The organism is Vibrio sp. 2033, from assembly GCF_033339735.1.
Window position 1 is genome coordinate 54,404 of record NZ_JAWOVC010000003.1, and the last position, 25,398, is coordinate 79,801.

Genomic DNA, 25,398 nt, shown 5'->3' on the forward strand with positions numbered 1-25,398 from the left:
CACGATGCTAATGCAAAATAACCTTAAATTCTCAAAAATTGGATGGAAAAGAAACGAAATACCTTAAAATTCGGATCAACTCAAATAACGGCAACATCTTTATGGACTAACGTGATCTTTTTCGTCAGCTATCTGCTCAAAAAGCTTCGTTTTCATGATAGAAGAATGAAGTGAGTCACTGAACCTAGATGCATTTTCCTGCATCGTAAACCCATTGCTTGTGTAGAAATAAAACGTATGACATTGAATAAACAGCAACTTACATTGAACTGTGATATGGGCGAGAGCTTTGGCTCTTGGAGTATGGGCGCAGATGAAGACGTGATGCCCCATGTTGATATGGCGAACATCGCGTGTGGTTTTCATGCCTCCGACCCTAATGTCATGCACGACACCATCACCCTAGCGAATGACAACGATGTTGATATTGGCGCACACCCAGGTTACGCCGACCTACAAGGCTTTGGCAGACGAAGCATAAGCATGACGGGTGATGAAATTACGAACATGGTTATATATCAGGTTGGTGCTTTACAAGCATTATGCCGGGCGCAATACACAGACATCAGTTACATAAAGCCTCATGGTGCTCTATACAACGACATGATGAAAAGTGATGCGATATTTAGAGCGGTAGTAAAGGCGGCAGCACTGTTCAAAGTACCGTTAATGATCCTAGCTTCACAGGAAAACGAAAAATACTTAGAAATCGCAGACGATTATGATGTTCCCTTGCTATTTGAAGCATTTGCAGATCGTTTATACCAAGATGACGGCTTACTGACTCCTAGAACACAGCCCAATGCCGTGTTAAAAAGCGAGCACGCGATACTTGAGCAAGTCCGGACCTTAGCTGACTCTGGGCGTGTCAAAACCGCTTCAGGCGGTTACATATTATTGGAAGCCGATACAATTTGTGTTCATGGTGACAATGAAGAGTCGATCGCGCTGCTCCAAAAGATCCGCCAAAGCCTATACGCTGGAGGAAATTAATGCATAAAGAGAAATTTAATATCTCTTTGATCTCCGAGTGCAGTATTTTCATTAAGTTTGATGAGAGTATTTCTGAAAATGCAGTCGGAGAGCTTGCTCGCAGCATAAGAGAAACTTTCGCTTCAATTGTTATGAACGTTGTCCCCTCCTATCAAACTATTCTCATTGATTACTTACCTTTTCGAATCAACGAAAAGAACTTAGTCAATGAGCTGCAACAAATCGTGAGCCAGTTTGATACTCAATCACTTAAGCTTTCCCAGCCGAATCACGTTACTATCCCTGTATATTACTCTGAAGAAACCGCGTTAGATCTATCTCGTTTTAAAAAGCGAGGTCTGTCATTAGACGATCTTATTACCCTGCATACGAAAACCGAGTACGCGGTTTCTGCAATTGGCTTTGCTCCAGGCTTTGCATTTCTCTCTGACGTTGATACTCAATTGCACATGGCAAGGCTTGCCACACCAAGAACTCACGTGCCGGCCGGAAGTGTCGGAATCGCAGACTCTAAAACGGCCGTCTATCCATCAGATAGTCCTGGCGGATGGAACATTATTGGTAAAAGCCCGCTTGCGCTCTTCTCCGACTCTCCTCCTTTTATACCGTTTGAAGTGGGTGACAAGGTCACCTTTAATGCTATTTCAAAACAAGAGTTTATCGATTTAGGAGGCGTACTATGAGTTACGGTGGATTACTGGTGGAAAAGCCAGGACCGCTCTCTTTAGTTCAAGACTTTGGTCGTTTTGGCTTGGCGCATGTCGGTGTGACTCAAGGTGGCCCGGTCGACGACTATGCTTACAGTTGGGCCAACCATTTGCTTGGTAACGTAGTCAATTGCGTTGCGATTGAAATTACTTTGGGTAACGCTTGTTTTATTGCCTTGCATAACTGCCACCTTGCTATATGTGGCGGTGATTTAAATGCAAAAATAGATGGTGAACCTATTTCAAATTGGTCTGACTTTACGTTGAAAAAAGGACAGAAGCTTCAGTTCGGAGTCGCAAGGAATGGGCTTCGCTCCTACCTAGCGGTTAAAGGTGGATTCAATGTTGCTCAGCACTTAGGAAGCGCATCGACCGTCTTGCGAGAATCTCTAGGTGGTTATGATTCAAATGGTGGCGCTTTGAAAGCTGGCGATATTCTTCCCTTTGTCCCTCATAACTTACCGAAACGTAAACCAAGGCAAATGACGTTTCGCTTTAAGCCAGATTACAACTTACCCATTAAGCTGAGAGTGATTGAAGGCTATCAGAACGAGGACTTTGATGAAGACGCTCGCCAAGTATTTTACAACAAAGCATTCATCATCTCCCCCAATTCGAATCGCATGGGCTACCGTCTTGAGGGCAATAACATTCGTCCACCTTACGAAGGCGTCCTATCAGAGGGAATTGCATTAGGTTCAATTCAAGTACCTAGCGATGGTAACCCTATTGTGCTGCTCAACGATCACCAGACTATTGGCGGGTATCCTAAATTTGGCTGCGTAGCCCGTATTGACTTACCTAGACTGGCACAGGCGAAGCCCGGACAAAAAGTCAATTTTGTGAAAGGAGATAGGCTAGGCTTGCAAGAAGTATGGTGCCAATGGGCTCAGTTTTTTGGGTACTAATACAACCACTGAGCCCAAACACAGCCGATTATGTAGGCATACCATAACGCACTGCTAAAGCTTGTGGATAGCCTCGCTCTTGAGTGAGTTTAATCGCGTACTGCTCGACCTCTTGTTCAGACCACTTTACAGCGACCGGATGCTGTGTTTCCACATTTTGGTTAGGATCGATGTCAAACCAGAATTGAAGCATTTTTTGCGCTGCGAGTAGTGTCGATGACGCTTTTACCACCTCTATTCTCGCATAGTGGTTATCTTCAAAAGTCACATCTGCCGCTCTGAGTACTGGGTCTGTTCCGGGAATTTGCTGAGCGCCAAACAATGCTTTTCCTCCTTTTACAGCAGAGTGATAGTCGGGAATAAACTGCGCCATGTGTTTGATGGCATTGTTCGTTCGCTCTTCTAACACTTCTTCTCTCCAGCCGTTACGGATCTTCGAGAGTAAAGGCATAGGCAGTTCAGGTTGAGCAGATGAGTTCGTGCTCTCCACTAAACCATCTTCAAACAGCGTGATTCCTTTTGTCATACCATGAAGTTGAAAGTAACCATCGCCATAAGGCGTCAATTGAGCCATTCCTTTATCGGTTCCACGCGGGCCATGAAAAATAACTTCTGGCCATTGTTGTTGACAGTCTGCCCACCTCGTAACGTAAGCGGCTTTAAACTCCACCAACCTGTCACGCTTGGCACCAACTGTGTTGTCAATTGAGCCTGTTTCAAAGCCACACGCGTTAACCAAGTAGTCGCATGTCATCAGGTAATCGATACCTTCACGTTCATAGCCAAGTTGCCAGTGTTCCCCCATCCAATCGGCTTGCTTGAACGTTGCTTGTGTGAAGACTGAAGCATTAGGAAGCGTATCTAGTGTTAAGTTGGCAATTGCAGCGAGGCGAAAAACACTCCAACCATATTCTTGAACTGCGACAACAGGATACTTTAGCGCTTCAAGATCAGCATGTTGAGCAAAAGGAATACACCACTCATCGAAGTTTGTAGGATGACTTGGTTGAGTACGTTGCGCGAGAGCTTCTAGCTCCGCTTTTGAATACAGTTTGTAGTATTCGCTTGGTTCGCCGAGCACTTTATTACTCTGATCTTTATCAACGAGCGTCTGATAAGCACTTTTCACAACCTCTAATCGCGGAATTAGTGTGGATGGGTCTCCACCATCGGAATGAGGAACCGCGATGATTGTCGGACGAATATTCAGTGAAAGCGGATACAGGCGAACAGTATCAATAGATTGTGCTAACAAGTCTAAGCATTGTTGCTCGGAAATCTCTCGATATAAATTACCACCAGCATGCAAATGACAAATGGGTGGACCATTTACTAGTGATACGCCCTTCTCTATTACGGAAACTTTAAAACCCAGCTCCGCAAAATGAATTGCTGCTGTTGCACCTGCTACACCGCCACCAACAACAGCGATATGCTTATCTTTATAACTTGGAAACTCAGACTTCATTGCTTCACTAAAAATTTTATAAGGAAAATTCTTTACTAACGGTGGATTCTACTCGTGTTTGGACTTGATTAAAATCACAAAAAGTTCATGGGTTTGCGAAATATCCAACAGCGCCTGTAAAGTGCATTAAAGTAGAAAAAATTTGCGAAAAAGTACTTGACTACATGGTTAAGAAGACACTTTTTTGTGTCTATGTGAATAAGAATTTCACTGTAAGACCCATGGCGCAAAGCCTGCAGAAACACCCCACTTTTTACCCCATTTAGTTATCCCAAAAGTTATCCACTGTTTTTGTGGATAACTAAAATAAAAGTGTCATGGAGTGTTCCAAACTTGATAACACTCGCTGCGATTAAGTGTTTACTGGAGTTAACAATCTTTTCAACAAACTCATCACTACAAGTGCCAACGTAACAAATGTTGCAAGCGGTAAAGCTATCCACAATTCGGGGTGAATTTGTGCATTGAGATCGAATCCATATGTCATGACTGCGGCCACACAAACTTCCGCAGCGAATACCGCAACACCACTAGCAATCAACGCCATAATTCCGTACTCGGCCCACAGGGTTGTGTTGATCCGTTTCTTACTTGAACCTAATGTGCGATACAAACGAATCTCTTGTTGTCGTTGGGACAAGCTTAACCTCAGTAGCGTAAAGATGAGCAGCAGACCAGCAACAACGCCTAAAAGAGCAAGGATGGTGATTGCTGATACGATTTGCTGAATCAAAGCCTGAATTTTCTCGCCCATAGTTCGGATATCTAAAACAGAGACCGTTGGGTGAGCACGTGACATTGACGTCAACAACGCTTCATTTCCTTCTTCAATCCTATAACTGATGAGGTAAGAACCAGGTAAATTAGCCATCACGTCAGATGAGAAAATAAAATAAAAGTTAGGCTTCATGTCACGCCATTCGACATAACGGATGGTATCTACTACTGCATCGTAATTCTGGCTGTTTATTACAAAGCGCAGCGTATCACCGAGTTTTATGCCTAAGTCATTTGCTACATCCGCTTCTACAGATACACTCCCTTTGTTTGTCCATTCACCCGAAAGCACATCATTATATTCTGGTAGGGTATCTCCCCATGTCAGGTTTAGCTCTCGACGTATCGCGTCAGAACCTTCTCCTTCGTAATCAATCTCTTTGACGTTTTGACCGTTAATCTCTGTTAGTCGTCCACGAATTATTGGATAAGCTTGTGACCGCGTAACTCCATTTTTATCTAGGGTTTCTAGGTAGTTATCGAGCTCATAATCACCAATGTTCAAAGCGAACACATTTGGCGCGTCTGCAGGTAAGGTTCTCTCCCAATCAGCGAGAATATCACTGCGCACAAGCCAAATGATAGACAGCAACATCAAAGATAATGCCAAAGCACCAAACTGTAGACCGCTGGTTACTGGCGTCCGGTTGATACGACTCAACGCAAGCTTCATTGCAGGATGGGTTGACACACGTGCAAACAGCTTTGTGAGTGTGACGCTAACTGCTGCGAGTACCACAAACAGTACCGCTATACCAGTGAGCACGATCCAAACTAAGGTGTTATCTGCATACAGTAAAAGCAATGGAACAACGGGAACTAGAACAAGTAACATTCGCTTCCAGGAACGTTGCGCTTTGCCCTGCTGTAGCACTTCTAACGCGGGAGTTTTAATCAAGCCTAACAATGGTATACCGAGAGCGGGAACAGTAATCAAGACTGCAGAGATAAATGCCACCAAAAATGGTGTGACACCGTAACTAGGGAGTGGATCGGGTAATAAGTCTTTGAGTGGAATGCGTAATAAATACTCCAACCCGCTCCCTAGCAGTAGGCCGACGACACTGGCACTAATGAGAAGGATTGTGACTTGAATAAATAACCACTTTTCAATCCATCGGCGGCTCGCACCAAGACTTTTCAACATCGCGATAGTTTGTGTCCGGCTGTTCACGTAATTTTGACAAGTAAGAACCAATGTTGTCGCCGCCATAATGATGACAATCGCTACGGTCAACGACAGATACTGCGTCGTGCGTTCAAAAACCTCATTACTACGACTGGCAGTATCTTGCGTGCGCCAGCGATCGCTCGGAGAAAGCTGCGTATCATCTTGCAAGCTCTTTAGTGTTTTATCATCGGCTTGTAAAAACAGACGGTATTGAACTCGGCTCCCAACTTGAATTGCTCCTGTTTTATCTACGTCACTTTGATGAATGTATGCAGAAGGCATTTGCTGAAATGGATTAAAGCTCAAGCCTGGTTCCATCAATACTGCGCCTGATACAGTAAACTCGGCATCGCCTATCGTGACGCTGTCACCTGATTTTACGTTTAGTTGAGTCATAATCCGCTCATCAAGCCAGAGTTGGTTCTCTTTAACGCGACCGGCTGGATTACTTTCAAGAACGAGCTCTCCCATTAAAGGGTAATTATCATCCACCGCCCTTACAGAAATAAGCTGCATACCATTATCGCTAAATGCCATAGTGGCAAAGCGTGTCATCGTCGAACGTTCAAGGCTTTCAGTCGAGGCTAACAACATGTCCGGAATGGGATTAGCAGACACAAACACCGCATCTGCCGTTAATGCGTCCTTCCCCTGCTTGACGATCACCTGCTCCATTCGTTCTGCTAATGCAGAAAGCGCAAAGATACTCGCAATCACGAGAATAAGAGCAACGCTAATAGGCCAAAGATTCCCCTGCCTTATTTCGCCGAAACTCCAGCGTATCAAACTTTTATTCGACGAGTGCTGTGTTGTACTGTTTTGCTCTGTGGATGTTGCTTCACTTGATGATACTGCAGACATTATATCTCCTCCTTAAGCTCACCCGCCTCCATACGATAGATACGGTCACATCGGCTTGCTAGATGACCATCGTGTGTTACTAAAATCAGAGTTGTCCCGTGCTGTTCATTAAGATCGAATAGCAGCTCAATCACTTTGTCTGCGGTTTGATGGTCAAGATTGCCGGTAGGCTCGTCTGCGAACAACAGCTCAGGCTGTGTCATAAATGCACGCGCTAGCGCAACTCGCTGTTGTTCACCACCAGATAACTGGCTTGGTAAATGGTCGACACGTTTTTCCAATCCAACAGCAGCTAATAATTCCGCTGCTCTTGCTTCATCTTCGGCTTCACCACGTAAAAGACAAGGAAGCGTGACATTACGTAATGCACTCAAACTCGGGATTAACAGGAAACTTTGGAAAACGAAACCTAAAGAGTCAGCCCGGATTTTCGCACGAGCTTCATCGTCCAGTTTTGATAATTCATGACCTAATAAAGTAATTTCGCCTGATGTCGGCGTATCAAGACCAGCTAGCAACGTCATCAATGTTGACTTACCTGCACCGGAAGTTCCGACGATGGCGATTTTTTCTCCTTTTCGGATGTCAACATTTACGTCTTTGAGGATTGTTAATTGTTCTTGATTAGTAGAGACTTGTTTAGAAACCAAATTGGCTTGAACAATAGGTGCATTAAGTACAGGTGTTTGCATGATTCGTATACTTTCCTTAGTTCTATTTTTTTGTTTTTCCGCTACTGCACATGCGAGCGAAAAGCTACTTGTCTTGGGTGATAGCTTGAGTGCAGGCTATCAGATGCCGATCGAAGAGAGTTGGCCTAGCTTACTCCCTGATGCGTTGTCAGAACATGGTCAAGATGTAACAGTTATTAATGCTAGCATTTCTGGCGATACCACTGGCAATGGCTTAGCACGGTTACCTCAGTTGCTAACTCAGCATAGCCCTGACATGGTACTTATTGAGTTAGGTGCCAACGATGGCCTAAGAGGTTTCCCTCCTAAACTTATTACGTCAAATCTTTCAAAAATGATTACCATGATAAAAGATTCTGGTGCGGACGTTGTCATGATGCAAATTCGGGTTCCGCCTAATTATGGTAAGCGCTATAGCGATATGTTTTACGATATCTACCCTAAGCTTGCACAGCATCAACAAGTTGCCTTGATGCCATTCTTCTTAGAGCATGTTGTCACCAAACCAGAATGGATGATGGATGATGGCCTTCACCCAAAACCAGATGCACAACCTTGGATCGCTGATTTCGTTGCTCAAGAATTAATTAAACATCTCTAATTTTAATGGTCTAGCTCAATAAGTTTTACGTAACTTTACGTTAATCTATTTTCAATTCCACTCATCGAGGATAGATAACAACATGCGAATAGAACCGTTAATTCAAGGTGTTGTTGCTCGCTCTGCGCACCCCAAAGGGTGTCATGCATCTATTAAAGAGCAAATTGAATACGTAAAGCACGCCCCACAGATCAAAAAAGGCCCAAAACGGGTTTTGATTATTGGTGCCTCCTCTGGTCTCGGCCTAGCGGCACGAATAGCCCTAACGTTCGGTGGCGCTAACGCCGATACCATTGGCGTCTCATTTGAGCGTGGCCCTTCAGAGAAAGGGGTTGGGAGTGCGGGTTGGTATAACAACGTCTTTTTTAAGCAAGAAGCAAATCAAGCCGGGCGTACCGCAATAAATATTGTTGGCGATGCATTCTCGGGTTCGGTGCGCAATCAAGTGATTGAAGCCATTGAAACGTACTTTGAGGGTGAAGTTGACTTAGTCATCTATAGCTTGGCAACCGGTGTTCGACCTAAACCTGAATCTGATGACTTTTGGCGCAGTGTCATTAAACCTATTGGTGAACCTGTCACTGGCGCTTCTATCATGCTGGAGAACGATAAGTGGATAGAAACCACCTTAACGCCTGCAACAGAAGAGGAAGCCAATGCCACCATTAAAGTAATGGGCGGCGAAGACTGGGAAAGCTGGATTGACACACTCATCAATAACGACTCTATCGCAAACGGCTGCAAAACCATCGCCTTTTCTTACATGGGCCCTGACATTACGCACCCAATTTATCTCGATGGTACGTTAGGTCGAGCGAAAATCGATTTACACCAAACCAGTCATTCATTAAACCTCAAACTCGCCAACTTTGACGGCGGTGCTTACGCAACCGTGTGTAAGGCGTTGGTGACGAAAGCCAGTGTATTCATCCCTGCTCTAAGCCCTTACCTGTTAGCGCTTTATCGAGTGATGAAGGAAAAAGGTACTCACGAACGCTGTATTGAACAAATGCAGCGGCTGTTTACTACGAAGTTATACGATCAAGAGAAAGTGCCAGTTGACGGTGAACGCTTGATTCGAATAGATGACTTGGAACTTGAACCGCAAGTTCAACAAGAAGTCCACGCTCTTTTAGAACAAATGAATGCTGATAACTTTAAAGAGATTGGTGATTACCAAGGTTTTAAAGATGAGTTTATGAAGCTCAATGGCTTTAACTTTGAGGATGTCGACTATTCGCAAGACATTTCTATTGAATCGTTAATGTCGCTTAAGCCTTGATGCTTGTTATCTGTTTCAAGGATGAGATATGTGACAACTATTCCTAGTCCTGAACACTTTTCAGGACTTTTTTTTGTTTCGAGCCCTAGCCACCCTATACTTAATTAAAAAGCGAGAACAAAATAGAGCAGTCTGCATTTTTAATTCACAGGAAGTGAAACCACGTAAAGGATGACCTATATGGGGAGATTGCAAACATTAGACTACGAAATCCCTGAGTCTATGCGAAGAAGTTGGCAGGAAATCGTCAACTTACTGGCTCAAATAACGCACGTACCCACCACATTAATTATGCGTATCCATCCAGATCGCATAGAAGTAAATACATCCAGCGAAACTATAGGTAATCCTTATCGTACTGGCGATACTGAGTTGCTTGGCAACGGTTTGTATTGTGAGCATGTCATAAAACACAAAAGTGAACTTATTGTCCCAAACGCGCTTGAAGATGAAGAGTGGCAAAATAACCCTGATATCAAACTAGGTATGATCTCTTATTGCGGCTTACCGCTATTCTGGCCAAATGGAGAGACGTTTGGAACTATTTGCATGCTTGATTCTAAGGAGAATGAATACTGCGACACTTACCGGCAATTACTTGGGACTTTTAAAGATTCAATCGAAGCGCAGCTTTCCATCGTGCATCAGCAACACAAACTTCAGCGTCTTAACAACGAACTCAAAAATAGAGTTGAGAATCGCACTACAGATTTGGCGCAGTTAAGTTATTCCCTAACGCAAGAGATTGATCGTCGCAGAGCCGCTGAAAAGCAGGTGAGCTACCAAAAAACACACGATCAAGGAACTGGATTCCTAAACCGAGCAGCACTCGAAAATATAGTCAGTGACACACTCAGAACGTTAGATCACAGTCAGCAATCATTAATCGTAATAAACATTGGTTTTAGCAATGCACGCAGTATCCAAACCCGTTATGGCTTTGAAGCTTTCGACGAAATATTGAAAGAGTTTCGGTATCGTCTTGGTAAGCGGGAGTCCAGACATTTTGTTACGGGGAGGCCTAGCTCCAATGATCTCGTATTGCTCGTTTGGGGCACAGACATCGATATAAAATTGCATCAGCTACTGAATGATATTACCGATATTGGTATGGGAAGTTTTTATGTAAAAGACACAGAGGTTCACCTAAACTCTTACATTGGTGTTGTACAAGCTCACCGAACCAGCAATGCTAAACAACTACTCCAGAACGCATGTTATGCCATGCTTTTGTGTAAAGAATCTGGCGAAGCGTATAGTTATTTCTGTGAAAGCCATTCAAATGAACTCAACAACCACAATCAACTGGAAAGCTACTTATTGCAAGCGGTAAGAAACGACGACCTAATGCTCTACTTTCAGCCCAAAGTACACCCTCAAACCCACAAATGGATTGGCGCAGAAGCATTACTACGCTGGAGGCATCCAATACTAGGCGACGTATCCAACGAAGCCTTAATACATATGGCTGAACAAAACGGGCTTATCTTTGAAGTTGGCTCTTTTGTTCTTCGAACCGCGATAGACAAAGCAAAACAATGGTCTGAGTTAATTGATAACTTCAAAATGGCCGTCAACGTTTCTCCCATTCAATTACAAAACGTAAATTTTGCGGAACAAGTGCAACACTTACTCGAGTCTTTTCACTTGCCAGCGCACTTTCTCGAGCTCGAGGTGACCGAGAGCGCTTTAATTGCCGATGAGGTCGTAGCACGCACTACATTAAATAAACTGCACAAACTAGGCGTGACACTGTCACTTGACGATTTTGGTACAGGATATGCCTCGTTCAGCTATTTAAAGAAATATCCATTTGATGCCATCAAAATTGATAAAAGCTTCGTCCAGCAAATGGAAAAGTCGGACGATGACCGCGCGATAATTTGTTCTATCATACACATTGCGAAAAAACTGGAACTCCAAGTCGTGATCGAAGGCATTGAATCCCACCAACAAGAGCAGTTTCTTATTGGTGAGGGTTGTGATATCGGACAAGGTTTTCTTTATGGTAAACCTATGCCTTGTAATGAATTTGAGCAAAGTTTGTTTAATCAGCGCCTTTCTGGCGGGCAATACGCCTACTCTTCCTAAGCATTCTCTTTACTATGAGGGCGGTGGTTTCTATAATCGCCGCCCGCTTCTATTAAAAGGCCAATATCTTCATGGATCAGTTGACTGCCACGCTTAAGAAAATTGAAAAGCAGAACTACCGAGCTTATCAGCAAATCAAAGGTCAATACGACTTCACTGATTTCACTTTGTTTATCGATCATGTACAGGGTGACCCTTATGCATCGGCGTCACGTTTTCGTGCGACTCGCGCATGGTCTTTGACTGGTCTTGAGTGGCTAAGAGACGAGTCTCCTGCATTTCAAAGAGCTGCACGTGATTTTATTGCGCGTAGTTTTGAACAGTTTGCTAAACAAGAAAACTCAGTGTCAATTTCACTGACAGGCCAAACTGTACTGGATAGCACCGCGGTGTTGTTTACTGAAGAAGGTATTGAACTGCGTTTTCGAGTTAACTTACCGGCTGAAGGTCGTTCAGTATTGGGGAAAAAAGCCAACAACATACTGACTTTCCACCTGCCTAAGTTTATCCGTCGAGCAACTTTAGAGCGTGAACTCGACAAAGCCGCTTTAATTAAGCACTGCCAAGTTGTTGAAGACCAAGATGCCCTGCGAGAACAGTTGGAGGCCAATAACTTAGTCGCGTTTGTCGCAAACGGCAGTATTCTTCCTCGAATTGCAGGTAATTGCGACCTTCCAATGAAAGAAGCCGTTGAGTTTAAAGCCCCTGAATCTCTACAAGTCACTTTACATGCGCCAAACAAGGGCCATGTCACAGGATTAGGAATTCCAAAAGGTATCACACTGATCGTAGGTGGCGGCTTCCACGGCAAATCTACCTTATTAAATGCAATAGAGCGTTCAATTTACGATCATATTCCAGGAGATGGTCGCGAATACATTGTTGCCGATAACAAGGCTATGAAGATTCGTGCCGAAGATGGCCGATGCGTACACCACTTGAACCTGTCGAACTACATCAACCATTTACCGATGGGTAAAGATACGGCGGACTTTTCTACTCAAGACGCATCAGGCTCAACGTCGCAAGCCGCTTGGCTTCAAGAGTCTATTGAAGCGGGTGCAAGCACATTATTGATTGATGAAGATACTTCTGCTACCAACTTCATGATTAGAGATGAGCGTATGCAGGCATTGGTGGCAAAAGGTGATGAGCCAATTACTCCTCTCGTCGACCGCATTGGTCAATTACGAGATGATCTTGATATCTCTACCATTATCGTTATGGGTGGGTCAGGCGACTACTTAGACGTTGCCGATACCGTCATTCAAATGCACGACTACCAAGCCGTTGATGTAACTGAAAAAGCGAAAGAAGTTATCGCTCAGCACCCTACTCAACGCCATAACGAGTCAGAAGAACGTTTACAGACCTTCCCACCTCGAGCACTGAACCGCGTTGCGTTGATGAATATTCTGACTGACGGCAAGTTCCGTGTGAATGCGAAAGGCAAAGAGTCACTTCGATTTGGTAAAGAGTTTACTGATCTTAGCGCTTTGGAACAGATAGAGTCAGCCGATGAAGTCAACACAATTGGCTGGTTATGGTTCCAAATTGCTCAACTTCCAGGTTGGTGTAATCATCCGGCGAAGGAGATTGAAGAAATGCTGTCTGGTGAGTGGCATGCCGCTCTTCCTAAGCAAGGCGACTTAGCCAAACCACGCACACTAGACGTTATGGCTGCCCTCAACCGCATGCGAAAATCTCAGTTTAAGTCATCATGCTAGTTTTGATACGCTGACAAAGACAGTTCAATCAAAAGGCAGCTATAGTTAGCTGCCTTCCTTTATCTTTATTCTTAGCGAATCATTCGTTTTTCAGTACATTCCACGCTTCACAAAGAACTCTAAATCTTTCTGCATCGCCATTTTCTCGATCAGGATGCCAACGAAGCGCGAGTTTTCGCCATTGTTTTCTAATTTCCGCAGGCGTAGCGTCAGTGTTAAGTTCAAATAGTGACAGTGCCTTTGTCTTATCTACGCTGGCTACTGACGAACCACCGATGAACTTTTGATAAGTTGTCCAAAATTCATTCAACAGTCGACGCACTTCATCTTCGTCCGCTTCGTAATTGCGCCAATCTAAGTAATACTCACGCAAAGGATCATGAATATCGATCTTATGCCTCAAAGCTTCCATCGAAGACATGAGCTGAATATCCATGGCTTCGACTTGAAGCCAACTATCCGGATACAGAGTGTCTTGCAGTTGATATAATGCATTCATGATCAGGAAATTTCTTTTGAATAAATCCTTATCGGGAGAGTCGTCCAGCTTTGAAATATAACCTTGTTCACCCAACGAGCTTGCCAAGGTGTGCACTTTCCAATTAGAGGGCTGTTTTCTCAGAATTTCTAGCATTGGCCAAAGCAGCGGATTTTCTATTGCATGAGGCTCAATACTATTGACAGTACGTTGTCCTTCCATTCATCCTCTCTGACACGAGTTTAGGGCCCCATTCACGGCACAAAAAACATAGTTTCCACTTTGTAGCATAAATGCAAAAAGGCCGATAGTCATTCACCATCGGCCTTTGTAAGGAGATCACGTAAAGGTTAAATAACCCCTAGCTCACGTAAACGTTCCATAAGGTAGCTATGTGCAGTGTAGCGCTCAGATAACACCACTTCCGGCTTTGGATGCAGGAACAACGGTAATGAGATACGTGACTTTTCTTGACGGCCACCCGTAGGGTTGATTACACGGTGAGTCGTTGAAGGGAAATAACCACCTGACGCTTCTTGAAGCATATCACCAATGTTGATGATTAAGTTCCCGAAGTCACATGGTACATCGATCCAATCACCCTCTTTACTCTTTACTTGCAGTCCAGGTTCATTAGCAGCAGGCAAAACCGTTAACAGGTTAATGTCTTCATGCGCAGCAGCACGAATAGCGCCTGGCTCTTCTTCGCCTGTCATCGGTGGGTAGTGAAGCACGCGTAGTAATGTTTTGTCACTGTTATTGATCATTTCTGACAACGCGATAGAGAACTTCTCTTGAACGTCCTTAGGTGCGTACGCTTCAACCCAGCCTAATAGCTCTTGAGCAAATGCATTGGCACGCTCGTAGTACTCTAAGATTTCAGCTTTAAGCTGCTCTGGGATCTGACCCCAAGGGTAAACATGAAAGTACTCTTTGATGTCTTTCACTTTGTGCCCTTTCGCCACTTCAGACACAGAAGGTGGGAAGTAGCCATCTTGGGTGTCTACGTTAAAGTGAAAATCATTCTTTTGTTCTGAACAGAAAAACTCATGCCAGTTTTTGTAAATTGACTCTACAAGCTCTTGTGGAATCGGGTGGTTTTTCAACACACCGAACCCCGTTTCGCGTAGAGAGGTAACGAACTGTTGAGCAGCATCGTCAGCAAGATAATCGACAGTTTCCAGTTTCATGGCTTTACTTCTTTTTTATTAGACTGAATCATGGATTCTATGGATGGGCATGTTGTAAATCAAACTTTAATGAAAAGTGCACGCGCAAACGTTTTAATGTTGAGCAGTTTGCCAATAAATCAACATTTTCAGTGATCAAAAAACCCATTAAAATATCAATTGCACACCGTTCAATTAAGTGCAATCATTAACACAATCTATGGAGTCCCACTGTAAGATAAATTGAAGGATCAAATAACTCTATGAAAAGCACCTCGACACTCTTAGGATTAACGATTTTTTATGCCATCGTGTTTTTATTTTCTGCGTTGGAACCTAACTCACGTGCAGTTTGGTTTGCGGAGATTATCCCGGCGATTGGTATTCTTGTTGCTATTTGGGCGATTTCGATTCGCTATCAGTTCAGTAATACGGCTTACTTTTTAATGTTCATCTGGCTCTGTTTGCACACTATCGGTGCGAAATATACGTTCTCCGAAGTGCCGTTTGACTGGTTTAACGACATGATTGGTTCAGAGCGAAATAATTTTGATCGCGTTGCGCACTTTTCAATTGGCCTTTACGCATATCCGATCGCTGAATACTTGATAAACAAAAAACGGTTCAACAAAGCGTTCTCTTGCTGGTTTGCTTTGTTTGCTATCATGTCACTTGCTGCTGGCTATGAGATTATCGAATGGTGGTATGCGGAGTTGGCTGGTGGCGATGAGGGAATTGCCTTTCTGGGCTCGCAAGGTGACATATGGGACGCCCAGAAAGATATGTTGTGCGATACCGTTGGTGCAGTGTTGTCGTTATTCTTAATGTCGGCTCAACGTCGATTCTCTCAACCATTCTAAATAAGGGTTAAACCCATCAACAATTGGAACCTGTACGATTTGAGCGACCTCGTATTCGTGCAGGTTTTCTATTTTCTCTTCCACCAATTCATAAAGTTCTCGACGAGTTTTGATGACTAGCAACCATTCGTTGTCAGTACAAACCTCCCCTTTCCAAACGTAGTGGCTTTCAATAGGCATTGTTTGAATACACGCGGCTAATTGGGCATCTAGCAAACCTTTAATGATCTGATCTCGATTTTTTTCATTACTGGTTGTACTTAAAACCATGCAATAGTCATGTTTCATACTCATTTTCTAGCCCTTTATTATTTCATCGTCACTTTGCCGCCAATCATTTTGTAAGCGGGGGTTCCTCTTACTAGGGTATCTCTTGCAAACTCTTGTCCGCAAGCGGGGCAAATACATGGGGTTTGTGTGAAATCGTCAACAATGCGCTCTTTGAAGCATTTAACCAGTGCGCCTTTCCCGCCTTTACGGTACTTAAATAGTTGAGTTTTACATTTAGAGCAAAAGATATCGACGGTTTTCGTCGGTTGTTTTTTATTCGGTTTCGCCATGGTTACTTTCTATATCCGGTTTGACCCATACATTATTAAAATCAAACCAACCTAAGGCATTACACTTTGCATTTTGTAACGCACCGCTGTGGTCTTTATTCACGCCTAGCCAGCAGTGAAACATAGGAATCACCTGACAGCTTTTTACTAACTGTCGTCCTAGCTCACGCGCAGGAAAGTCTGTGTGCATCCCAGCACGCCATTGATCGACAAGTTTAGCCCATTCACTAAAATCGTAACCTGAACTGAACTTCTCAATATCACTGTAATCCAGGAGCCAGCCCGCCAACGCGTCATTTCGGTTCGTTGCAATGCCCATAGCTTTCACCCAGATATCCACTTCCTCCGGCGCGGGCGGTTGAGAATCATAACGAATAAACTCAACCTCTATACCGTGCGGTTTTAAGAGTGTCTTGATGGCCTTGGCAACTACTGGAAACATCGGATGCTTTTTCTGATACGCTACGGAAATTACCTTATTAGCCTGTGGTACGCTGCCCGCTTCCGCTGGCCTGAGATCAATCCAACCGGGCTTAAGGCCAAAGGCTTGCAATACTCCCAGTTCCATCACTTTATCTTGTGGAACATGCGCGTAAATCTGGTGACTGTTGAGGGTTTGCGAGAGGAACTCTGCCCAACGTGGATCTTTTGCAATCCCAGTGTTTTTGTTTAGTAATAGGAATGTACAGCCAGGGTCCAGCTCGACTTCATCGGATGAACCTTGTTTATCCATCTTCGGCTTTGACAGGCTTGGATAAACCATTGAAGAATAGGCTTCATCGATTACCCACACCTCCACTTGGTCAAGTAAAGGGCGAAAACCAAAGTAGCCATCAAAAGCCGTCAAAATAAGACGCTTATCATCATTCATTTTAACTTGGAACGGCCCTGTCCCTATCGGTTGTCTATCGAAGCTTTCAGAACGCAAAGCACTCGGTAGCAAAATTTTTGCTTGCGACTCACTCAGAGCCAGAGGAAGGTAGCGATCAGGACGGACGAGCTCAATATCAACGGTCCACTCTTGTGGTGAAGACACCCGCTTTATGTGAGAAAACAAGTTCAAGCCATTTAACGCAAGCACACTCTCAAGAACACAACTGGTTGTTAACGGTTCACCATTATGAAAGCGTACTCCACGACGAAGATAAAAACGCCAATGTGTATCAGAAATTGCTTCCCACGTGTGGGCTAAATCTGGTTGAAGTTGTTCATTTTCATCAAGGCGAGTGAGTCCGCTAAAAATTTGTCTGGCGATGTGCTGTTCAGAACGCCGCATCGGTTTCTGCGGGTTTAACATCGACAATGGTCGATAATAAGGCAAACGCACGACCTGCTCGCCCTGTCGATGCTGAAGCCCTAAATAACCTTGGATAACCTGCGTCAATCGTGCCGCATCGTTATCAAGCGCATCTAGAGCCTGACCGATTTTCCCTTCATCGAGATAACGCCTGGCGAGGTTTTCGCTGACGTCGCTTCGATTACGTTTAAAAACGAGTTTCGAAAGTTTTCCTCGACCCGCTGCCGGATGCCACTCAATCCAGCCCTCTTCTTCAAGTTTATTTAGAACAATACGAGCATTACGACGTGTACAAAACAACGCTTCGGTGATGTCTTCGAGCTGAACGTCCGTATCGTGACCGGAAAATTTTTCAAACAGTGTTTCGAACTGAACACGTAAACGAGGGCTACTCATAAAGAGGAAATTCTTATCTTGTTGTCGATAAGCTAAGTTTCCTCATTTTTTCCAAAAAGTGCAAACATCACACTATAAATTATTGAATATCGATACCAATTTCTCGCGAAAGTTCAGCCAGTTGTACCTCGTTGTCCAGCTTGATAGACCATTTGCACTCTGCTCCATGAGATAAAACAACGTTCGCTCCTCTACCCAGCAACTGAATTGCATCGGTTTGCGCTTGCAAGGTTACCATTGCACTGCCGGAGAGCTTAATCACTATTTCACGCTGGGTTGCAATGATTTTTCCTAATGAAAACTCAATCACCATCTTAGTTTATACCGACTTTGTTTTGTGTTGTTTCACAGCGATGGTCAAGCGACTGGTACACACTAAACGGCCTCGCTCATCAGTGATATCGATTTGCCACACTTGCGTTGAAATACCCAGATGAAGCGGTTTTGCCGTACCAATCACATGACCACTTCGCATGGCTCGCACATGGTTCGCGTTAATATCTAAACCGACGCAGTAGCTGCCCTCATCGACAGAGAAGTTTGCAGCCAATGAGCCTAATGTTTCTGCGAGCACGACTGATGCACCACCGTGAAGCATTCCTAAAGGTTGATGAGTAAAGCTGCATACGGGCATGGTTGCTGTAAGGGAGTCGTCAGTGAAATCTGTATATTTAATTTGTAGGTGCTCGATCAGGGTATTTTTTGACGTGGCATTCAGAATCTCTATGCTTACGGGCTTTTTCCATATACTCATTGTTTTACTCTTAGTTTCACAAACTGGTTTGTTAGGTTGTAACGATGTGCTAGGAAGCTAGCATGACGCTACTTGGGCATAACTTCAAGACGTAACATCTCACCTTCTTTATTAATCAGATGAATAACTTGATCCATGCATCATGTTACTATTTGGGTATATACTATTGCTTCAAAACAAAAAATTAAATGGAGCCTGTTATGAAGGTATGGATGAAAGCCTCTGCTCTTTTAACTATCGCGGGTTTAACGGCGTGTAGCGCATCACCGACGGGTCGCAACCAGATCCTGATGTTTTCAGATCAGGAAATGTCATCGCTTGGCGCTAAATCTTTCGAACAAATGAAGAAAGATATCCCAATCAGCAAAGATCGCAAAACGAATGCCTACGTTCAATGCGTTGCCAAACACATCACTGACACCATTCCCGCTCAATCTGGATTTAAAGACTGGGAAGTCGTTGTTTTTGATAGTGAACAAGTCAATGCGTTTGCTCTACCAGGTGGGAAGATCGGCGTGTATACCGGGCTTTTAGATGTCGCGAAAAACCAAGATCAGTTGGCAACAGTCATTGGTCACGAAGTCGCTCACGTCCTCGCTGACCACAGTAATGAACGTCTCTCACAAAGTCAGTTAGCAAATGCCGGGTTGTCTCTAGCAAACGTTGCCATTGGCGCTTCCGAGTACAAACAGTATCAACAAATGACGATGGCGGCACTTGGTGTCGGTGTCCAATACGGTGTTATTTTGCCATACGGTCGTACTCAGGAATCTGAGGCTGATATTGTCGGGCTGGAATTCATGGCAAAAGCAGGTTTCGACCCACGTCAAAGTGTCGATTTATGGAAAAATATGAGTGCTGCATCAGGTGGTTCTCAACCACCTGAATTCTTCTCAACCCACCCATCGCACAGTACGCGCATTAAAGATTTACAAGCAACCATAAATAAGCTGCCTGCGTATAACGCGAAAGCACCAAGATGTGGCTAATTCATTGCTACTATCGTCTACTACTTAAGCTTGCCAAATAAAAAAGCTCCCTAGGGAGCTTTTAATGATTCTAATCAAGTGCCCAATATCTGTAGCGGCAAACTTAACAAACTATCTCCGAGAGTGGCAAAATACCAGATGATAGAAACAAAACCTCCGACAGAGACCAAGTACCAAGCCAGTGAGAATAGCTGCCCATAACGGGTTAATGGCAATAAATGGCTTTGATGTCGAGCTCTCCATTCCATCACCACTTCCAACATTCCCATTAACAATAAAAACCCTAGCAACGTCAGACCGAAATAGTAACTGATAAAAATGCCTAATAAAGCGGTCGCAATACTGCCAACTAACCCGACCCAAGTATTCATTGAGAAGGTAATACTTTTGAGCACATGGCCACCATCTAATGGTAAAATAGGCAGCAGATTAAATAGGTTTAGCAAGGCGTTAAACACAGCAAGCCCAGCGAAGATCACCTCACCAGTCATCCAATAAAGCAAAGTAAAAACAATACTAAGTACTAAACCGAAAAATGGTCCCATGATTGAGATAACCACATCCTGCCAGCGCGTGTTTATCTTTTCGTCACTTAGCGCCAAACCACCTAGGAATGGAATCAAATAGATTCCTTTGGTCTTCATTCCAAAATACTTCATAGCTCTAATGTGACCATATTCATGGAAAACCAAGCAAGCGATCAACGCTAGCGCGAACTCGATGGAAAATAGCCAAGAATATGCAGCGAGACTTGCAGACGCTAACGCCACTTTAATAACTTTCGCACTTTTAAGTGCTTTCATCCCAAGAGATACGAGACCTATTATACTTAAACGCTTTTCGGATGGTGGCGTAACTTCTGGCACTTGGCGCTCGATGTCTTTTTCATTTCGACAACCTTCGTTGACGAGCTCACCGTTAATTGTGACCTTGTAACTCAATTCAAACGGTTGCCATGTTAAAGAACACTCTAAATGACAGTTCAGGATTTCCTCACCCGCAGAGAGCCTAAACTGGTGTAGACAAGTCTCTGCGGTATTGTCACTGGCATCGATTTGAGACACCAACGTATTATCCCAATATAACTGCTGCCACCCAGCCATCGATCCTTCGAGCCTTAGCGAACGACCTAAAAATTCAACATTCAGTAATTCCAATGCGGTTCCTATTGCGTCTATTGAATAACTACATAGCGAGCGCGAATTATGCCTGTGAAGTGAAGAAACCGCAAAGCGAGCTATCTCTTGATTTGATCGTTATTTAACTATAAAGCTCGCAAAACAATTCTGGTCGTACCATTCTCTTCAAAAATATAACGATAATACATGCCCTTAAAAGCCATCGTTTGACCTATGCATCATATTTAAAACGCAAAATACGCTCAAACTTTGACAAGTTATTAAACATACAATTAACATTACATTTACATCACCGTTGTATTTCGCGTATTAACAATTGGTGTAAGTACCACACAACAATTACAAGGACTTCGGTCCAGCATTATGACACCCTAGGAGGGTCAAGGATGAACAAGAAGCACTGCTCTCTGCTTACAATTTCAATATTGTTTGCGTGTAATGCCCACTCAGCGGGCTTCCAGGTAGCTGAACATTCGGCATCTGGTCTTGGTCGAGCATTTTCAGGTGAAGGGGCTGTCGCAGATAATGCCAGCGTCCTTGCCCGTAACCCTGCAGCAATGACACTTTTCAAAGAAGCTCAATTTTCGGGCGCGTTATCTATCATCGACCCTGAAGTCGATGTGTACGACACTGTAAACAATGAACACGCGAAAGATGTCGCCCCTTTACAGATCGTGCCAGCAGGTTATTACATCAGCCCTATCAATGATAACTGGGCTTGGGGTATCGGTATGTTCACAACATACGGTGTTGCTACCGACTATCCAAATGATATTTCCGCAGGTGATATGGCGGGTGACACTTCCCTACTTTCAGTAAACATCAACCCTAATGTCGCTTACCGTATCAACGAGTCTTTCAGTGTCGGTGGTGGTATCAACCTAGTTTACGCTGAAGCAGAGCTGACTCGCCACAAAGGCGCACTCGCCCGTATTTTAGGTGGTAATAAGTCCGATAACCTTGTCGGCATGGAAGGCGAAACTTTTGCTTGGGGTTGGAATATTGGCGCTTTATTTGAGCTAAATGAAAACAACCGTTTTGGCTTTGGCTACCGCTCTAAGGTTGATCTAGATTTTGATGACGGTGAGTTTAGTAGTTACGACTCTGGTCGAGCTTCATCACCAAAAGTGGATGGCCGTTTAAAAATCTCTCTTCCTTCAATTATCGAATTATCGGCTTTCCATCAATTGAATGAACAATGGGCTGTACATTACGGCTGGCAACAAACCGACTGGAGCACATTTAAAGAACTAAAAGCGACCAGTAACGAATGTAATGACGGAGTATGTTTCTTTAAACCTGAGAAATATGAAGACAACAATCGCTACTCCATTGGTGCAACTTACATACTTAATACAGACTGGACATTCCGTGCAGGTTTTGCGTACGACGAACAAGCAGGTGAAGCGACATTGAGTATCCCTGACAGTGACCGTTTTTGGTACAGCGCGGGCCTAACTTACGCAATGAATGAGAATTTAACTTTCGATGCAGGCTTTGCACTTGTTAAGAGTAAATCAGGCTCTTTCACTGAGACGAATGCTCTGGGTGAAGAGATTAAGTTTGACTCAGAAGGTACTGCTTACATCAGCGCGGTACAGATGAACTACACCTTCAAATAATGGGATTACGGAGTAAACCAATGAAACACACGTTTAAATTATCAATGCTTTGTTCTGCAATCCTTCTTGCTGGTTGTGGTGATGATACCTCCAGCTCTGGTACTTCCGACAAAGTTCAATTTGAAGATGAAGTCCAAGCATTGCTTGATCGCGAAACATCCATCAGTTTTACGCTTCAAGGAGCGAACGCAGATGTACCGGCACCGTCTTACTTATTAATGGACACAAGCGATGGTACGCTTGGTCTGCCAACTGATGGCGATGATGCTTTAACCAACCCTAGAGCCTCAATGAACACGATGGATGGATGGTCAACGTCTATGCCAATCGTTCTTAACTTCAACGGCGACGGTTTTGCAACGGGCATGCTGTCGTCTGGTGTTAAAGTCATCAAGATTAACCAACGCTTAACCGAGTGGGACGGTAAATCTAACCCAATCGAAGAGGTACTCGTTCAGAATCAGAACTACGTAGTTCAAGCAAAAGGTAGCTCTCTATACATCCAGTTCTTGGCTGCACTTGATGAGTCAAGCGAGTACATTTTTGCGGTTACACAAGATGTTACTGACGTGAATGGTGAGCCAATTGGTACATCAGCCAGTTATGCGACAGGTAAATCGAAAGAAATCGTTTATGAAACTGGCGACCTTGCTTCTGTTCAAGCAGTCACTCAGGCGGTTGAAGGCATTTTTGGTCTAGCTCAAGTTAATCCTAACGACATCGTTTACTCCTCATGGTTCAGTACCCAGTCTGTAGGTGATACGTTAGCGGCAGTCAAAGGAGTAACCGCTACTGGTTTTTCTACTGGCGCAAACACACTAAATACCGTTTACAAAAATGACTCAAACGAAGGTTCAGTAGACTTATCAACGGCCTACACAATAACGCTCGGTGAAACCCAAGACTTTAGCACTGCGCTAGACTCTGACGATGACTTTAGTAAATACATTAGCGATCTAGACGCAGCTAAAACGGCAATTAAAGGCCTTTACATGCAATCAGGTGCCGATGTAAGCGTGACACAAGGTGTGGTAAGACTGCCTCATTACTTGGAAAAAGGCGCAAGCTGGAACATGCAACCAATGGTATCTGCGATGCCAAGCCTAGCGAAGCTAAGCGCAGCATTAGCGGATCCGAACGAGCAAGCAAACATGGTTCAGCAGCTATCAACAGACGTTTTTGCAAATGATCCTGTTGATGTGACAAAGCTTGCTACAGATCCTACAGAGCAGCTAAAACTTGTTGGAGCTAAGCTTACTCTTACCGATGGTACCCAGCTTGATAGTGAGCGTATTGTTACTCGCTACTCGCCTGTTCCCGTAGTGAAATCGGTTGAAGATGTCGAAGTACTGGTCTTCACACCTAAATCTGGCGTCGCGACAGACGTTGTGATTTATCAACACGGCATCACCTCTGCGAAAGAGAATGCGTACGCGTTCGCGTTCAATATGGTAAAAGCAGGTGTGGCAGTTATCGCTATTGACTTACCTATTCATGGTACGCGCAGCTTAGATGAACAACGTTCCGCAAATGCGAATGTACTGGCTTATCTAAATCTTTCCAACTTAGCCGTTGCGCGTGACAACCTACGTCAAAGTGTTCTGGATGTGTTAGGTTTGCGCGCTAGCTTGGTAGTATCTGCTCAAGGCGGTCTTTTAGCTGGAGGTCCTCTGCAAGGCTTCAACCCAATGACGGGTTCAAAAGTCAAAATGCTAGGTCATTCACTTGGCGGTATTGTCGCTACATCTGCCGTCGCAGCAGCAAACAATACATTGGGCAGCCCTACTGCGGATGCACTGTACACCTTTAGTTCTGCATCAGTACAGAACTCTGGTGGACAAATTGGTAATTTGTTACTGGGTTCAGACAATTACGGCCCTCAGATCAAACATAACCTCGCTTATGCAGCATCTAAAGACTATGCGAGTTACGCTGATGCATCATGTGCGGATCTAGAAGATAAAACATGTTACGAAGCATTTGAGGCTGCGGCAACGGAAGCTCAAGTAGCAGCGCTAGAAGCAGGTTTTTCACAATTTATCTATGCAGCACAGACTACACTAGACACTGTCGATCCGTTCACAAACGCTTCAGATTTAGTGGCATCTGGTTCGCTAACGACACCATTCTTTATGACAGAAGTGGATGGCGATAGCACAGTACCAAACAGCGTTCCAAATGCACCATTCGCGGGTACTGAACCACTCGCTAATAAGCTAGGGTTGAAGACTGTGAACAGTACGGACACTACTGTGAATGCAACTGCGAGCTTTGTACAGTTTAATGCTACTGCATCGCACAGTACTTTTGCTTCGCCAAATGGCACTTTGTCTGATATTGATCATCATGTAGAGATGCAGATGGAAAACACTGACTTCTTAATGGATGACGCATTAACAGGTGTCACTAACACTTCTGTTTTGAAGTAATCGCAACATCCTTCCTACCAAAGCCCAGTTTCTACTGGGCTTTTTCATTTCAATTCTATTCAAACCCACTCATATTTCCTCTGCTATAGTTAAAACGATGTCTTTGCCTAACTCACTTGTTTAAAAGGAAAACTCTATGCGCGTATTGACTGTTATTGCCACTGTATTACTTCTTTCTGCATGCGGAAGTAGCCAGTATCTGATGTCGACAAATGAAGGGAAAATTATTACCTCTTACGGTAAACCAGACCTGAACGAGGAAACGGGTATGTACGAGTATGAAGACATGGATGGTAAAGAAATGAGTATTTCAAAAGAACAAATTGTCCAGATTGTCGAACGTTAACGACAGGCCCTCTGTAAATTAGAGGGCTATGTTCTAGCCACCCTCTCTCTACATTTACCTCTTTTAGGCTTGTAATCGTTG

At 44.0% G+C, this 25,398-nt stretch carries 23 protein-coding genes; 12 read left to right on the plus strand and 11 right to left on the minus strand.

Annotated elements, in window-relative coordinates; genetic code table 11:
- Positions 1–237 precede the first annotated feature (237 nt).
- The 3 genes from R7P74_RS05940 to R7P74_RS05950 are packed head-to-tail and all read left to right on the plus strand — an operon-like array spanning position 238 to position 2,608.
- Complete coding sequence (locus tag R7P74_RS05940; RefSeq protein ID WP_064354779.1) at positions 238–993, plus strand: 5-oxoprolinase subunit PxpA; 756 nt, start codon at positions 238–240, stop codon at positions 991–993.
- Positions 993–1,676 carry a 5-oxoprolinase subunit B family protein gene (locus R7P74_RS05945; RefSeq protein ID WP_318122744.1) on the plus strand — a complete coding sequence of 228 codons (684 nt, stop codon included), beginning with the start codon at positions 993–995 and terminating at the stop codon, positions 1,674–1,676. Before R7P74_RS05940 ends, R7P74_RS05945 begins: the two co-directional genes overlap by 1 nt.
- Positions 1,673–2,608, plus strand: coding sequence for a biotin-dependent carboxyltransferase family protein (locus R7P74_RS05950; protein WP_064354777.1), 936 nt, complete (start codon positions 1,673–1,675; stop codon positions 2,606–2,608). Before R7P74_RS05945 ends, R7P74_RS05950 begins: the two co-directional genes overlap by 4 nt.
- Before the next feature lie 28 nt (positions 2,609–2,636).
- On the opposite strand, the gene R7P74_RS05955 is transcribed toward R7P74_RS05950, so the two are convergent.
- From R7P74_RS05955 to R7P74_RS05965, 3 genes are all read right to left on the minus strand, one after another.
- On the minus strand, positions 2,637–4,076 hold the full coding sequence (locus R7P74_RS05955) for an FAD-dependent oxidoreductase (protein WP_318122745.1): 1,440 nt from the start codon (positions 4,074–4,076) through the stop codon (positions 2,637–2,639).
- A 352-nt stretch (positions 4,077–4,428) separates the two neighbouring features.
- On the minus strand, positions 4,429–6,885 hold the full coding sequence (locus tag R7P74_RS05960) for an ABC transporter permease (protein ID WP_318122746.1): 2,457 nt from the start codon (positions 6,883–6,885) through the stop codon (positions 4,429–4,431).
- Complete coding sequence (locus R7P74_RS05965; RefSeq protein WP_005376323.1) at positions 6,885–7,577, minus strand: ABC transporter ATP-binding protein; 693 nt, start codon at positions 7,575–7,577, stop codon at positions 6,885–6,887. The genes R7P74_RS05960 and R7P74_RS05965 overlap by 1 nt, the downstream gene beginning before the upstream one ends.
- Here R7P74_RS05965 and tesA point away from each other — a divergent pair.
- The 4 genes from tesA (at position 7,576) to R7P74_RS05985 (ending at position 13,278) form a co-directional block, all read left to right on the plus strand.
- Positions 7,576–8,178: a multifunctional acyl-CoA thioesterase I/protease I/lysophospholipase L1 gene (gene tesA, locus R7P74_RS05970; protein ID WP_005376324.1), complete on the plus strand. Its 603-nt coding sequence runs from the start codon at positions 7,576–7,578 to the stop codon at positions 8,176–8,178. The genes R7P74_RS05965 and tesA overlap by 2 nt on opposite strands.
- Before the next feature lie 82 nt (positions 8,179–8,260).
- On the plus strand, positions 8,261–9,460 hold the full coding sequence (gene fabV / locus R7P74_RS05975; protein ID WP_318122747.1) for an enoyl-ACP reductase FabV: 1,200 nt from the start codon (positions 8,261–8,263) through the stop codon (positions 9,458–9,460).
- A 180-nt stretch (positions 9,461–9,640) separates the two neighbouring features.
- Positions 9,641–11,551, plus strand: a complete 1,911-nt coding sequence (locus R7P74_RS05980; protein ID WP_318122748.1) for a bifunctional diguanylate cyclase/phosphodiesterase — start codon at positions 9,641–9,643, stop codon at positions 11,549–11,551.
- Positions 11,552–11,622: 71 nt separating this feature from the next.
- On the plus strand, positions 11,623–13,278 hold the full coding sequence (locus tag R7P74_RS05985) for an ABC-ATPase domain-containing protein (protein WP_017821933.1): 1,656 nt from the start codon (positions 11,623–11,625) through the stop codon (positions 13,276–13,278).
- Between the two features lie 79 nt (positions 13,279–13,357).
- On the opposite strand, the gene R7P74_RS05990 is transcribed toward R7P74_RS05985, so the two are convergent.
- Together R7P74_RS05990 and R7P74_RS05995 are read right to left on the minus strand one after the other, a co-directional pair.
- On the minus strand, positions 13,358–13,978 hold the full coding sequence (locus R7P74_RS05990; protein ID WP_318122749.1) for a DNA-J related domain-containing protein: 621 nt from the start codon (positions 13,976–13,978) through the stop codon (positions 13,358–13,360).
- 128 nt (positions 13,979–14,106) lie between these two features.
- A complete protein-coding gene (locus tag R7P74_RS05995) occupies positions 14,107–14,946 on the minus strand; it encodes an isopenicillin N synthase family dioxygenase (protein ID WP_005386285.1) in 840 nt (279 codons plus the stop codon).
- Between the two features lie 242 nt (positions 14,947–15,188).
- Here R7P74_RS05995 and R7P74_RS06000 point away from each other — a divergent pair, with 242 nt between their 5' ends.
- Positions 15,189–15,785 carry a DUF2238 domain-containing protein gene (locus R7P74_RS06000; RefSeq protein WP_005376330.1) on the plus strand — a complete coding sequence of 199 codons (597 nt, stop codon included), beginning with the start codon at positions 15,189–15,191 and terminating at the stop codon, positions 15,783–15,785.
- Here R7P74_RS06000 and cutA read toward each other — a convergent pair.
- The 5 genes from cutA to R7P74_RS06025 all read right to left on the minus strand — a co-directional run bounded on the left by cutA (position 15,747) and on the right by R7P74_RS06025 (position 18,792).
- On the minus strand, positions 15,747–16,079 hold the full coding sequence (gene cutA / locus R7P74_RS06005) for a divalent-cation tolerance protein CutA (protein ID WP_017634166.1): 333 nt from the start codon (positions 16,077–16,079) through the stop codon (positions 15,747–15,749). The genes R7P74_RS06000 and cutA overlap by 39 nt on opposite strands.
- Before the next feature lie 14 nt (positions 16,080–16,093).
- Positions 16,094–16,345, minus strand: coding sequence for a hypothetical protein (locus tag R7P74_RS06010; RefSeq protein WP_005376334.1), 252 nt, complete (start codon positions 16,343–16,345; stop codon positions 16,094–16,096).
- Entirely contained in the window at positions 16,329–18,038 is a 1,710-nt protein-coding gene (locus R7P74_RS06015; RefSeq protein WP_005386283.1) for an SgrR family transcriptional regulator, read from the minus strand. The genes R7P74_RS06010 and R7P74_RS06015 overlap by 17 nt, the downstream gene beginning before the upstream one ends.
- Positions 18,039–18,117: 79 nt before the next feature.
- Positions 18,118–18,351 (minus strand): DUF3389 domain-containing protein, encoded by a 234-nt coding sequence (locus R7P74_RS06020; protein WP_005386281.1) that lies wholly within the window; start codon positions 18,349–18,351, stop codon positions 18,118–18,120.
- Positions 18,352–18,357: 6 nt separating this feature from the next.
- On the minus strand, positions 18,358–18,792 hold the full coding sequence (locus R7P74_RS06025; protein ID WP_005376340.1) for a hotdog fold thioesterase: 435 nt from the start codon (positions 18,790–18,792) through the stop codon (positions 18,358–18,360).
- A gap of 200 nt (positions 18,793–18,992) precedes the next feature.
- Between R7P74_RS06025 and R7P74_RS06030 the strand changes: the two genes are divergently transcribed.
- Complete coding sequence (locus tag R7P74_RS06030) at positions 18,993–19,781, plus strand: M48 family metallopeptidase (protein ID WP_017634168.1); 789 nt, start codon at positions 18,993–18,995, stop codon at positions 19,779–19,781.
- Positions 19,782–19,855: 74 nt separating this feature from the next.
- On the opposite strand, the gene R7P74_RS06035 is transcribed toward R7P74_RS06030, so the two are convergent.
- Positions 19,856–20,884: a site-2 protease family protein gene (locus R7P74_RS06035; protein WP_047103591.1), complete on the minus strand. Its 1,029-nt coding sequence runs from the start codon at positions 20,882–20,884 to the stop codon at positions 19,856–19,858.
- 422 nt (positions 20,885–21,306) lie between these two features.
- Here R7P74_RS06035 and R7P74_RS06040 point away from each other — a divergent pair, with 422 nt between their 5' ends.
- From R7P74_RS06040 to R7P74_RS06050, 3 genes are all read left to right on the plus strand, one after another.
- Positions 21,307–22,542: an outer membrane protein transport protein gene (locus tag R7P74_RS06040; protein ID WP_262634071.1), complete on the plus strand. Its 1,236-nt coding sequence runs from the start codon at positions 21,307–21,309 to the stop codon at positions 22,540–22,542.
- 20 nt (positions 22,543–22,562) lie between these two features.
- Complete coding sequence (locus R7P74_RS06045; protein ID WP_318122750.1) at positions 22,563–24,971, plus strand: VolA/Pla-1 family phospholipase; 2,409 nt, start codon at positions 22,563–22,565, stop codon at positions 24,969–24,971.
- A 136-nt stretch (positions 24,972–25,107) separates the two neighbouring features.
- The gene (locus R7P74_RS06050) at positions 25,108–25,317 is read left to right on the plus strand and encodes a YgdI/YgdR family lipoprotein (RefSeq protein WP_017634171.1); all 210 of its coding nucleotides are present in this window, start codon (positions 25,108–25,110) and stop codon (positions 25,315–25,317) included.
- Positions 25,318–25,398 lie beyond the last annotated feature (81 nt).